Source organism: Halomonas lysinitropha, assembly GCF_902500215.1.
In the GTDB taxonomy this organism is placed as follows: Bacteria; Pseudomonadota; Gammaproteobacteria; order Pseudomonadales; family Halomonadaceae; genus Halomonas; species Halomonas lysinitropha.
Window position 1 is genome coordinate 75,301 of record NZ_CABVOU010000016.1, and the last position, 12,620, is coordinate 87,920.

General features: G+C 65.2%; 10 protein-coding genes. 4 read left to right on the forward strand and 6 right to left on the reverse strand.

Annotated elements, in window-relative coordinates; genetic code table 11:
- The first annotated feature begins 113 nt into the window (after positions 1–113).
- Complete coding sequence (locus HALO32_RS02350; protein WP_151442186.1) at positions 114–1,472, forward strand: NCS2 family permease; 1,359 nt, start codon at positions 114–116, stop codon at positions 1,470–1,472.
- 91 nt (positions 1,473–1,563) lie between these two features.
- Here HALO32_RS02350 and ybiO read toward each other — a convergent pair whose 3' ends face one another.
- Complete coding sequence (gene ybiO, locus HALO32_RS02355; RefSeq protein ID WP_151442187.1) at positions 1,564–3,885, reverse strand: mechanosensitive channel protein; 2,322 nt, start codon at positions 3,883–3,885, stop codon at positions 1,564–1,566.
- Between the two features lie 293 nt (positions 3,886–4,178).
- Between ybiO and HALO32_RS02360 the strand changes: the two genes are divergently transcribed.
- Both HALO32_RS02360 and HALO32_RS02365 read left to right on the forward strand, forming a co-directional pair.
- Positions 4,179–4,568, forward strand: coding sequence for a fluoride efflux transporter FluC (locus tag HALO32_RS02360; protein WP_151442188.1), 390 nt, complete (start codon positions 4,179–4,181; stop codon positions 4,566–4,568).
- Positions 4,565–4,957: a fluoride efflux transporter FluC gene (locus HALO32_RS02365; protein ID WP_151442189.1), complete on the forward strand. Its 393-nt coding sequence runs from the start codon at positions 4,565–4,567 to the stop codon at positions 4,955–4,957. The genes HALO32_RS02360 and HALO32_RS02365 overlap by 4 nt, the downstream gene beginning before the upstream one ends.
- A 6-nt stretch (positions 4,958–4,963) precedes the next feature.
- On the opposite strand, the gene pgi is transcribed toward HALO32_RS02365, so the two are convergent.
- From pgi to pyk, 3 genes are read right to left on the reverse strand one after another with little or no spacing between them, the layout of a single operon-like run.
- The gene (gene pgi / locus HALO32_RS02370; protein ID WP_151442190.1) at positions 4,964–6,604 is read right to left on the reverse strand and encodes a glucose-6-phosphate isomerase; all 1,641 of its coding nucleotides are present in this window, start codon (positions 6,602–6,604) and stop codon (positions 4,964–4,966) included.
- Between the two features lie 53 nt (positions 6,605–6,657).
- Positions 6,658–7,134, reverse strand: a complete 477-nt coding sequence (locus HALO32_RS02375) for a methylglyoxal synthase (protein ID WP_151442191.1) — start codon at positions 7,132–7,134, stop codon at positions 6,658–6,660.
- Positions 7,127–8,599, reverse strand: coding sequence for a pyruvate kinase (pyk, locus tag HALO32_RS02380; RefSeq protein WP_151442192.1), 1,473 nt, complete (start codon positions 8,597–8,599; stop codon positions 7,127–7,129). The genes HALO32_RS02375 and pyk overlap by 8 nt, the downstream gene beginning before the upstream one ends.
- A 360-nt stretch (positions 8,600–8,959) precedes the next feature.
- Between pyk and gap the strand changes: the two genes are divergently transcribed.
- The gene (gene gap / locus HALO32_RS02385) at positions 8,960–9,982 is read left to right on the forward strand and encodes a type I glyceraldehyde-3-phosphate dehydrogenase (protein ID WP_151442193.1); all 1,023 of its coding nucleotides are present in this window, start codon (positions 8,960–8,962) and stop codon (positions 9,980–9,982) included.
- Between the two features lie 151 nt (positions 9,983–10,133).
- Here the strand turns inward: gap and HALO32_RS02390 are convergent, their stop codons facing one another.
- The gene (locus HALO32_RS02390; protein ID WP_151442194.1) at positions 10,134–11,432 is read right to left on the reverse strand and encodes an aspartate kinase; all 1,299 of its coding nucleotides are present in this window, start codon (positions 11,430–11,432) and stop codon (positions 10,134–10,136) included.
- 13 nt (positions 11,433–11,445) lie between these two features.
- Positions 11,446–12,618 (reverse strand): carboxynorspermidine decarboxylase, encoded by a 1,173-nt coding sequence (gene nspC / locus HALO32_RS02395; protein ID WP_151442195.1) that lies wholly within the window; start codon positions 12,616–12,618, stop codon positions 11,446–11,448.
- Positions 12,619–12,620: the final 2 nt, after the last annotated feature.

Here is a 12,620-nt window from a genome sequence, read left to right on the forward strand (position 1 = left end):
TTTTTGTATACCTTGATGGCGTCACAGGTGTTGTCCAATCGGTCAAGAATTGCCTACCCTAGTTGGCGACAGACCTTTCACATCACCACGCACAACAACAACAGGACCCCGTCATGGAACAGATATCTCACGCCGCGGCCTCGCCCGGCGCTTCGTCGGAAGTGCGCTGGATCGAGCGTTATTTTCGTATACGCGATCGCGGCTCCTCCCTGCGCACCGAGGTGCTCGCGGGCATCGCCACCTTCCTGGCTTCGATGTACATCATCGTGGTCAACCCGGCGATCCTCTCCGATGCCGGTATCCCCTTTTCGGCAGCGCTCTCCGCCACCGTGCTGATCAGCTTCATGAGCAGCCTGGCCATGGGGCTCTATGCGCGCAATCCCATCCTGGTGGCTCCCGGCATGGGCATGAATGCGCTCTTTACTTACACGCTGGTGCTGGGTGCCGGCCTCTCCTGGGAGGTGGCGCTGGGCTGTGTCTTCTGGTCCGGTGTGCTGTTCGCAGTGCTGGCGATGTTCAACGTCCGCCAGGCGATCATCGAGGCGATCCCGGCCTCATTGCGCTACGCCATCACCTGCGGCATCGGGCTCTTCATCACCTTCATCGGCCTCAAGAACGCCGGCTTCATCGTCGGCAGCGAGGCCACCCTGGTGAGCCTGGGCAGCTTCGACGCAAGCCTGGTGACCTTCTTCATCGGGCTGATGGCCACGGCGATCATGGTGGTGCTGCGCTTCAACGGTGCGCTGATCCTCGGTATTGCCCTGACTACCCTGCTGGCCGCTCCCATGGGGCGCCTGTGGGGCGAGGAAGTCATGGTCGAGTGGAGCGGTCTGGCCGCCTGGCCCGATTTCAGTGCGGTAATGCAGGTGGACATCCTGGGGGCGCTCAAGGTGGCCTATCTGCCGTTCATTTTCGTGATGCTGTTCACCAACTTCTTCGATGCCCTCTCCTGCTTCATGGCACTCTCCGAGTCGGCGGACCTCAAGGACAAGGACGGCAATCCGCGCAACCTCAAGCGCTCCATGACCGTGGATGCCTTCGCCTCCATGATTGCCGCGCCGCTCGGTACCAGCGCCGCCCAGACCTTTATCGAGTCCGGCGCCGGGGTCGCCCAGGGCGGGCGTACCGGCCTGGTGGCGGTGACGATCGCCCTGCTCTTCCTGCCCTTCCTGTTTCTCTCACCGCTGCTTTCGCTGGTGCCGGGCATCGCCACGGCACCCGCTCTGGTACTGGTGGGGCTCTTCATGCTGGCGCCGGTGGCGAAGATCGACTGGGGCAGCTATGACGAAGCCTTCCCGGCCTTCCTGGCGATCATCCTGATGCCGCTGACCTACTCCATCACTCTGGGCATCGCCTTCGGATTCCTTTCCTTCGTGTTGATCAAGCTCTTCACCGGGCGTCTGGAGGCGATCCGGCCGGCCATGTGGGTCTCGGCGGCGCTCAGCGTGCTGATGCTGATGACGACCCACTGAGGCATCGTCTACAGGCCCCGGCCTAACGCACAGCGGGGCTGCCGAATGGGCAGCCCCGCTGTGCGTGCTGAGATGCAAGATTGCCGGGTCGTCAGGGCTCCTCGACATCGTCTCCCGTAGGATTGCGGTGGTCGGGGTCGGCGATCTCCTGAATGCCCTGCTCGGGATCATCCTGGTGAGGCGTGTCCCGCCGGCGCTGTTGCGTTTTGGGCCCCAGCACCCGGACGTTCGCCGCCGGTGAGCGGCCCTCCTTGTCCTCGCCGAAGTAGAGCGTGGTATGCGGGAAGGGGATCTCGATGCCGGCCTCGTCGAAGCGCAGCTTGACCAGGCGATTGTAGGCTCGGCCCACCGCCCACTGGTCGCCGGGCGTGGTCTTGATGACCACCCGGATGTTCACCGAGCTGTCGGCCAGGGCGACGACCCCGGCCACGGTGAGCGGTTCCAGCAGCTTGTGGCCGTGTTCTTCGCTGGCCTTGAGGTCCTCGAAGGCCAGGTTCAGCTGCTCGATGGCCTCGTCGATGCTCTCGTGGTAGGCGATGCCATACTCACCGACGTGGTTGCCGAACTCGCGCATGTAGTTGGAGACGGTGTCCACACTGGAGAAGGGCACCAGGTGGTAGGTGCCGGCGAGGTCGCGGATGCCCACCGAGCGGATGCTGAGCTTCTCGGCGGTGCCGGTGATGCCGCCCACGGTGACCACGTCACCGGTGTTCATGGCGTTCTCCACCTGGATGAAGATGCCGGTGATGATGTCCTGTACCAGCTTCTGGGAGCCGAAGCCGATGGCCAGGCCGAGCACACCGGCACCGGCGATCAGCGGACCGATGTTGATGCCGATCTCGGCCAGCACGATCATCATCGTCATGGTCATGATGGCGATCGCCAGGGCATTGCGGAACAGCGCCAGCAGGGTCTGGGCCCGGGCCGAGGGCACGCCGCCGCCGGTCTCCGGGTTGAGCTTGTGCTCGATCAGGCTGGCCAGGCCCAGCCATACGGCGACGGCGATCACCAGGATGACCGCCACGCTGACCAATTTGCCCACCAGGGTGCTTCCCGCATCCGAGGCATACCAGGCCGCCAGGTCGAAGGCGCCCCAGGCGTTCAGCACCATCAGGAACACGGTGATCAGAATCAGGGTGCGAATGATGCGCAGGGCATTGGGCACGTAACTGTTGAGCCGCGGCTCCAGCAGTGGAAGCTTGCGGCGCAGATCGTCACCCAGACGTATGCGCCGGCCAATGGTCTGAGTCAGCAGGTTCGAGACCAGCAAGCCTACCACGACGGCCGCAAGACTCTTGAGGGTGGCGAAGAGCACGAAGGGCAGGGCGTCGGCGGGCCGTGTCAGGGTCAGCACCAGGACCATCAGGAAATAGGCCAATGCAAAGAGGTGCCAGGTGCGAGCGAACAGCTGCAGCGAGACGCGGGAGGCCGCCATGCTGGTACGGTTTGCCTTGTCATTGATGGCAGTGCGCAAGCGGACTCGATTGGTCAGCACCACCGTGACGGCATAGAAGAAGGCCGCGAACATGATCAGGGTGCCGATACTCTCTCCCAGCGTGGGCGCCAGGTAGAAATTGATCAGGGGTACCACGACCATCAGGCCGTAGCCGACCATGCCGATCAGACGGGCGAGCCAGCGGTTCCAGTAGGAGGCCTCATTGGTCGAGATAGGCAGCAGGCGCAGCCCCTCGTAGCGGGACGAGAACAGCATGCGCACCCCGGCCTTGAGCAGTTCGATCACCAGGAAGGCATTGAGGAACAGCGAGGCCCGGGTCGAGAGTTCACCGGTCTCCCCGACGGCGAAGGTGGCGATCAGGTTGCCGCCCACATAGGCCAGCGCCACGATTAGCACATCCACCACGGCGGCCAGGGCCACACAGATGACCAGTCGAAGTACGGTGGTCAGGCCGGCACCGTTGAGTGACCACTGGCTGAAGCCGGTGAATAGCGGCTTGGCCAGACGCCGGAAGGCGACGAAGAACACCAGGGTGGCGAGAATCACCAGCCCCAGGTTGATCGCGGCGCTGGTGAAGGCCGCCGTGTTGAAGGTGCTGTCCTCGACGCCACCGGTGAACAGGCCCGCCATGGCTTCAACGGCATCGCCGAACCGACTGCCGATGTCACCGGCGATGCGGCTGGTGGCCTGGGCCAGTTGCCGAGGGAGCGAAGGCTCTTCGCTGGCGGCGCTCTCCTCGGCGGCCGTTTCCGAGGCGGCGACGTCATCGGCCATACCGCGCAGCTGGTCAATCAACTGCTGGCGTGACTGCTCGTTCTCGAGCAGGTCGGCCAGGGTGGAGTAGGCCGGCGGCTCGCTGCCTGCGTCGGCTTGCTGGGCCTGGGTCGGGGTGGCGAAGGCCACCAAGGCGATCAGAAGCCAGCCAATGATGGCAGGAAAGGCTCGCAATGGGTTCACGCTGTGACCTCCGTCTCTTGGCGTGTTATCGATGTGCTGTCGGGGATGCGTTCAGGTAACCGCATGATACGGCCTTTGGTTCACGGTCTCGAGTCGGGGCCGCAACCCTGTTTTCATGTACACGCATTGTACATGACGATAAAGATGTGCCAATATTGACTTTGGTGGCTTACCGGTCACTGCCCCTGCAAGGCAAGCATGCGATACTTTGGCCACCCTCATCGGGTGGCTTTTTTGTTCTGGCGGATCGTCGCCATCACCCTTGGACCTTTCTTGCAACGCTTGGGGAGTGAATGAGCATCGACCCATTGGTGCTGCTGGTCGTGGCCGGTGGCGGAGGCTTGGGCGGCATGGCGCGTCTGGCAGTGGGCAATCTCGTGGCCCGTTACCTGGGCGCCGGCCTTCCCTGGGGAACTCTGGTGGTCAACCTGAGTGGGGCCCTGCTCATGGGCCTCGCGGCCGGGATGCTGGGCCTGTCCGGCCCCGAGACGGGTCTGACCTGGCCGCTGCTGGCCATTGGCCTGCTGGGGGGCTACACCACGGTCTCCACCTTCAGCCTGCAGACCCTGACGCTCTGGCAGCAGCGGCGCAAGGCCGCGGCCCTGGGCTACGTCGCCCTGACCCTGGGAGCGGGGGTGGCCGCGCTTGCGGTCGGCGCCTGGCTGGCGGGAGGCCTGCCATGATCGTCTGGCGTGCCTATGCTGCGGTGGGGGTGGGCAGTGCCCTGGGCTCCACGCTGCGCTACCTGGTCTCGCTGGCGCTGGCGGGGCCGGCCTTCCCCTGGGCTACCCTGGCGGTCAACGCCCTGGGTTCCTGGCTGATCGTCGGTTTCGCCGCCTATGCCGCCCGCCGTACCCGTGGCAGGGTCGCGAGCTGGCAGCCCTTCCTGGCGGGTGGCTTCTGCGGCGGCTTCACCACCTTCTCGCTATTTGGCCTGGAAACCCTGGCCCTCATGCACCAGGGCCACCGGGCGGCGGCCCTGGGCTATGTGGTGGCCAGCCTCCTCCTTTGGCTGGTTGCCGCCTGGGCGGGCCACCGCACCGGGCAGTGGCTGGCCGCCGCCCGCGGTTGAGAGGCCTCAGCCCTTGCTCTTGCCTCGCTTCGCATTTCGGGAGGGGGGTTCGGCGTTATCGCGGGGGAAATTTTCCCGCACCAGCGCCAGCAGACCCTGGGTGGAGGCATCGAAGTCCTGGCTTTGGGCGTCGATGCGTTCGCTGATCTCGCCGGCGATGCGCTTGCCCAGCTGTACGCCCCACTGGTCGAAGGAATTGATGTTCCATATCACTCCCTGGACAAACACCTTGTGCTCATAGAGCGCGATCAGCGCGCCGAGGTTCTTGGGTGTCAGTTCGTCGAGCAGCAGCACGCTGGAGGGGCGATTGCCCGGGCAGCTGTAGGGGTCGAGGCGGCTGCCGGTCTGGCTGCCCTCCATGAAGGCGTTGGCCTGGGCCAGCATGTTGGTGAGCAGCGCGAAATGGTGATCCTCGACGCCGGGCTCGGGCTTGAGCGAGGCGATGAAGTCGATGGGCACGTAGCGGGTACCCTGATGGAGCAGCTGGAAGAAAGCGTGCTGGCCGTTGGAGCCGGTCTGTCCCCAGACGATGGGGCCGGTCTTGTAGTCCACGGGGTGGCCGAAGATGTCCACCGATTTGCCATTGGATTCCATGTCGAGCTGCTGCAGGAAGGCCGGCAGCTGATGCAGCGCCTGGTCATAGGGCACGATGGCCTGGGTCTCGGCGCCCTGAAAGTTGATGTGCCAGATGCCGATCAGCGCCATCAGCACCGGCATGTTCTCGGCGAAGGGGGCCGACAGGAAGTGCTGGTCCATCTCATAGGCGCCCTCGAGCAGCTCCATGAACCCTTCGAAGCCGATCGACAGGGCGATGGGCAGGCCGATGGAGGACCACATCGAGTAGCGCCCGCCGACCCAGGCCCAGAATTCGAAGACATTCTCCTCGCGGATGCCGAACTCCGTGGCCGCCGCCTTGTTGGTCGAGGCGGCGATGAAGTGCGCCCCCACATCGGCGTCCGGGCCGGCGTTCTCCAGAAACCAGCGGCGTGCGGTATGGGCGTTGAGCAGCGTCTCCTGGGTGGAGAAGGTCTTGGTGGAGACGATGAAGAGGGTGGTGGCCGGGTCGAGTCGGCTGAGCACCTTCTGGATATGGGCGCCGTCGACGTTGGACACGAAGTGGAAGCTGAGATCCGGGTGGCGGTGCTTGAGCAGTGCCCGGCAGGCCATGTTGGGGCCAAGATCCGACCCGCCGATGCCGATGTTGACCACGTCCTTGATACGTTGGCCACTGTAGCCCGTCCACTCGCCGTTGCGCACTGCCTCGGAGAAGGCGCGGATCTGCTCGCGGGTGCGATGGATCTCCGGCATCACGTCCTGGCCGTCGACCTTCAGTGGCCCCTCGCCGAGATTGCGCAGGGCGGTGTGCAGCACCGGACGGTCTTCGGTGACGTTGATGATATCGCCGGAGAACATCTGCGCGCGGCGCTGGACCAGCGCCGAATGCTCGGCGAGTTCGATCAGGGTTTCGAGGACCTCGTCCGAGACCGGCTGCTTGGAGTAGTCGAGGAAAAGCCCACCAACGCGCAGGCTCATCTTCTCGAAGCGCTTGGGGTCGGCGGCGAAGTAGTCGCGGATGCGATCACTGGCGGTCGTCTGCTGCAGCCCCTTGAGGGCCTGCCAGGTGACGCTGCGGGTAAGCTGGAACATGGTCGACCTCTTGTGAGTGGAAAGCGGTGTCGACGCCTCGGCGGCGGACGCAATCAGCCGGAGCGGGAGGAGACCCAGGCGCCGGCATCGGGGATGGTCATCTCGTAGTCCTGGTCGAGCCAGGGGGAACTGATCAGGAAGTCGGCGCTGGCGGGATTGCAGGCGACCGGAATGTTCCAAAGTGCCGCCAGTCGCAGCAGGGCCTTGACGTCGGGGTCGTGGGGCTGCGGTGCGAAGGGATCCCAGAAGAAGATCAGCAGGTCGAGCCGCTGCTCGGCAATGCGTGCGCCGATCTGCTGGTCGCCGCCCAGTGGGCCACTCATCAGGCCTTCCACCTCGAGGCCCAATTGCTTGCTGATCCGGGTTGCGGTGGTGCCGCTGCCGACCAGCTGGTGACGGGCCAGGGTGGGCTGCCAGCGGCCTGCCCACTCGAGCATCTCGTCCTTCTTGCCGTCGTGGGCGACCAGGGCGATGCGCTTGCGGGCCGGCAGGATCCGCTGCACGTTGCGCGGAGGACGGGTGTCACTCATGGCTGGCCTCTACGGCGAGAATTTTGAGGGTGTTGGTGCCGCCATGGGCATTCATGTGGTCCCCCCGGGTGAGGATGACATGGTCGCCGGGTTTGGCGATGCCCTGTTTCACCAGCCGCTGGATGGCGCGGTCATTGAGCTCGTGGGCGCTCATCTCGCTGGTGTCGAAGGGCAGCGAGACGACCCCGCGGTAGAGCGCCATGCGCCGCTGGGCCACCGGATTGTGGGCCAGGCCAACGATGGGCAGTCCCGAGCTGATCCGTGAGGCGATCAATGGCGTGTAGCCGGAGGCGGTCATGCAGGCAATGGCCGCTACCCCGGCGAGATGGTTGGCGGCATACATGGCGGAGAGCGCAATGGTCTCGTCGATCTGGCTGAAACCTTCGTGGATGCGGTGGCCGGATTCCTGGATGCGCCGCTCGCGCTCGGCGCCCAGGCAGACCCGGTCCATGGCCTCGACCGTTTCCACCGGGAAGTCGCCGGCGGCGGTCTCGGCGGAGAGCATCACCGCATCGGTGCCGTCGAGCACCGCGTTGGCCACGTCGAACACCTCGGCCCGGGTGGGCAGCGGCGACTCGATCATCGACTCCATCATCTGGGTGGCGGTAATCACCGCACGGTTGAGGGTGCGGGCATGCTTGATGATGCGTTTCTGGGTGCCGATCAGCGATGCGTCGCCGATCTCCACGCCCAGGTCCCCGCGTGCCACCATCACGGCTTCGCTGGCACGGATGATGGCGTCCAGCGTCGCGTCGTCGGCCACCGCCTCGGCGCGCTCGAGTTTCGCCACCAGGCCGATCTCCTTGCCGGCCTCGCCGAGGCGCTCGCGGGCCTCCTGCATATCGGCTGCACTGCGAGGGAAGGAGATCGCCAGGTAGTCGACGCCGATCGCCACGGCGGTCTCGAGATCGGTCTTGTCCTTTTCGGTAAGCGCCGGGGCGGAGAGGCCGCCACCCTGCTTGTTGATGCCCTTGTTGTTGGAGAGCGTGCCGCCCACCACCACGCTGGTGTGTATCAGGTGGTCGACAACACGATTGACGTCTAGCACCACCCGGCCGTCGTCGAGCAGCAGGCGGTCGCCGGGGGCGACGTCATCGGCCAGGGTCTTGTAGTCACAGCCGACGCGGTTGGCGTCGCCCTCATCGCTGCTCAGCCCCATGTCGAGGATGAAGGACTGGCCCTCCTCGAGCTTCACGGCTCCTTCCTTGAAGCGGGCGATGCGGATCTTGGGCCCCTGCAGGTCACCCAGGACGGCAACGCTCTTGCCTTGCCGGTCGGCGATCTCGCGGACCCGTACCAGACGCTGGCGGTGGTCATCGGGGCTGCCGTGGGAAAAGTTGAGGCGTACCACGTCGACGCCGGCGGCGATCATCGCCTCCAGGACGCCCTCACGGTCGCTGGCGGGGCCCAGGGTGGCGACAATCTTGGTGCGACGGATGGGAGTGTGCAGCGGAGTGGCCGACATATCGTGCTCCTCGGTTGGATGCTGGTTGTTATCTGATCACCATACCATTTTAAGGTAAGTTTACTACATAATGATCGGTATTGAAGCCCCCTGTTGGGTCATGCAACACGACTTCTCTCCCGTTATGCTTAGTTATTCTATTGGATTGAGGTGCTTGCGCCCGATAGGCGGGTGAAGCGCTGCATGTTGTAAAATTACTAAAAAGTACTTGAGCCTCGCCCATGACTGGTCCACATTATGGGGTAGATGATGCGTGGCCCGTTGCGCAGGCACGCCCGAGCCGGGCTATGGCCAAGACCTTCCTGCTTACTGGCTTCGCCACGTCCCATAGAACGCTACTGGACCGAGGAGAACAACGCCATGACGCTCAAGATCGCCATCAACGGTTTCGGCCGCATCGGGCGCAATGTGTTGCGCGCCCTGTACGAGAACGGCTACCGCCATCGCGTGGAGGTGGTTGCCATCAACGACCTCGGCGACCCTTCGCTGAATGCGCACCTGCTGCGCCATGACACCGTGCACGGCCACTTTCCCTTCTCCGTTGAGCACGATGAACGGAGCATGACCGTGGATGGCCAGCGCATCGAGATCCTCTCCGAGCGGGACCCTGAGGCGCTGCCCTGGGCTTCCCTTGGCGTGGATCTGGTGATGGAGTGCACCGGCCTGTTCACCAAGCGCGAGGCCGCTGCCAAGCACCTCGCGGCGGGTGCCGAACGCGTGCTGATCTCCGCGCCGAGCCCCGATGCCGACGCCACCGTGGTCTACGGCGTCAACGAGGACGTGCTCACGCCGGAGCACAAGGTGGTGTCCAACGCTTCCTGCACCACCAACTGCCTGGCCCCGGTTGCCCAGGCACTGCATGCGGCGGTGGGCATCGAGAACGGCCTGATGACCACGGTTCACGCCTATACCAACGATCAGAACCTCTCCGACGTCTACCACAAGGACCCCTACCGGGCGCGCAGCGCGACGCACTCGATGATTCCCACCAAGACCGGCGCCGCCGCCGCGGTGGGCCTGGTGCTGCCGGAGCTGGATGGCAAGTTCGACGGACTGGCCGTGCGCGTGCCGGTGATCAACGTCTCGCTGGTCGACCTGGTCTTCACCGCGAGCCGCGATACGACGCGGGAAGAGATTAACGAAATCGTGGCTAGCGCCGCCGAGGCCTCCCCGGTGCTGGCGGTCAACGCCCAGCCGCTGGTCTCCATCGACTTCAACCATGATGCTCACTCCTCGACCTTCGATGCCAATCACACTCGGGTGAACGGGCGCCTGGTCAAGGTGATGGCCTGGTACGACAACGAGTGGGGCTTCTCCAACCGCATGCTGGATACCGCCCTGGCCATGCACGCGGCAGGCGAGGGCAAGCGCGACGTCGCCTGATCCCCGGCCATCGCTGATGGCCCCTTTCGCCTCCCGTGCAGCATGAGAGCGCCGGCTCACTAGTGTGGCCCGGCGTTGTCTCGTGACAAGTATGGGATGAAATCCAAGCAAGGACCATGTCGCTCCCTGACACCCTCTGGTGGGCCAAGCCTTACAGAGGGATGTGCCAGGTTCCCTGGCACTGGGTGCTGGGAAAGAGCCGCTGGGCGGTATCGGCGTTACGTCGTTCGGCGAGGCTGTCGCGTCCGGCGCTCAGGGCCGCCAGCAGTGCATCGTCGGCGTGGCGCACGGTAAGCAGGGTCAGGTCTTCGTGACGCACCACCGCATAGTCGGCACATAGTGAGCTGACCAGCGGCTCCAGTCGATCGGGGTGGCCGTCGTCCAGGCAGAGCGAGAGACGCATGGCCCCGGCATCGATCAGGCTGGCGTGCAGCCCGGCTTCAACCAGGCGGCCGAGGATGTCGTGCTGGCGGGGCTCGTCCATGAAGGCGAAGTCTCGTGAGCGGATCTCCAGCAGCGTCTGTTCCTCGAGCAAGACAAGGGAGGGCGTCTGGGTGTCGAACCGGGTGTCCCGGCCGATGGTGCTGGGAGGCGCCTCGAGGTCCTCGAAGGAGCGCACCGTCAGCGGAATCGACTTCTGCTGCAGTGGCCCCAGGGTCTTGGGGTGGATCACCTTGGCGCCGTGCCAGGCCAGTTCAATGGCCTCGTCGTAGGAGATACGCTCGAGCTGTACCGCATTGTCGAAGCGACGCGGGTCGGCATTGAAGAGCCCCGGTACGTCCTTCCAGATGGTGACCTCCTCGGCGTCCAGGCAGTGGGCGAGGATGGCCGCGCTGAAGTCGGAGCCCTCGCGGCCCAGGGTGGTCGATACGCCCTCGGTGGTGCCGCCGATGAAACCCTGGGTGACCCGGATCTTGTCATCGTCTGTTGCCAGCCCACGTACCCGCTCCACGGTGGCCTGCCAGTCCACGTTGGCCGCCTGGTGGCAGTCGTCGGTGACCACCAGGTCCCGGGCGTCAAGCCACTCGGTCGCCATGCCGGCCTCGTCGAGCCAGGCGCTTATAATGGTCGTGGAGAGCAGCTCGCCGTAGCAGACGGTCTGGTCGTAGTGGAAGGGGCGCTCACGGCTGGCATGGCGGCGATGAAGCTGATCAAGCTCGGTGATCAGCGCCTCGACACGCTCCGTCACGGGTCCGGCCCTGTCGCCGAACAGGGCCTCGACGGTGGTCAGGTGCTCCTGGCGCAGGGTCTCGAGGCGGTCGCGATACTCCTCCGTCTCGCCAGCCCGCGCCGCGGCCAGCAGCGTCTCCAGGGCGTTGGTAGTCTTGCCCATGGCGGAGACCACCACGATCAGCGGGCGCGCTCGGAAACGGGCCAGCAACTCGCCCACTCGACGGATGGCCGCGGCGTCCTGGATCGAGGCACCGCCAAACTTGAAGACCTGGGTCATCTCTTGTCTCCCTTCAGCTGAGTCGTTGCCGGTAATCCGCGTATCCGAAGGACTTCACCGTGCGCACCTCCCGGCTGGCCTCGTCGATCCGGCAGATCGACGGCAGGCGCATGCCGTTGAAGGTGGTGGTCTTCACCATGGTGTAGTGGGCCATGTCGGTGAACATCAGCCGGTCGCCGATCGCCAGCGGGGCGTCAAAGCTGTATTCGCCCACCACATCGCCGGCCAGGCAGGTCAGCCCGCCCAGCCGGTAGGTGTGGGCCTTCTCGCCGGGCTCGCCGGCGCCGATGATCTCGGGCCGATAGGGCATTTCCAGCACGTCGGGCATGTGTGCCGTGGCGGAGGTGTCGAGGATGGCGATCGTGCCGTCGTTCTCGACGATATCCAGCACGCTGCACACCAGGTAGCCGGTATTGAGCGCAATCGCCTCGCCGGGCTCCAGGTAGATCGTGAGGTGGGGATGGCGGGCCTTGAAGTCGCGGATCACCCGTACCAGCCGCTCGACATCATAGTCCTCGCGGGTGATGTGGTGACCGCCGCCGAAGTTCACCCACTTGCGGCCGGCGAGGTGCCGGCCGAAGCGTTCCTCGAAAGCGGCCAGGGTGTGCTCCAGGGCGTCGCTGTTCTGCTCGCACAGGGTATGGAAATGCAGGCCCTCCAGGCCGTCGAGGGCCACGCCTTCCAGGTCCACGGCCCGGGTGCCGAGCCGTGAGCCCGGGGCGCAGGGGTCGTAGAGCGCCACCTTGCCCTCGGAGTACTGCGGATTGACGCGCAGGCCGCAGGAGACCCGTCGCGGTGCGGCCGCGACGGTGTCGCGGAAGCGCTGCCACTGGGCCGGCGAGTTGAAGCTGAGGTGGTCGGCATACTGCAGCACCACCGCCATCTCCGCCTCGCTGAAGGCCGGCGAGTAGCAGTGCACCTCGCCGCCGAAGGTCTCCGCCCCCAGTTGCGCCTCGTCCTGGCCGCTCGCCGTGGTGCCCACCAGGTACTGGCGGATCAGCGGGAAGGTATCCCACATGGCGAAGCCCTTCAGCGCCAGCAGGATACGCGCGCCGCTCTCTTCCTGGACCCGCCGCAGCAATTCCAGGTTACGGCGCAGCAGGGCGTCGTCCACCACATAGGCGGGCGACGGACAGGCCCCAATGTCGAAGGGGTAAGCATCGAACGGATAGGCGGTCTGGCTCATGT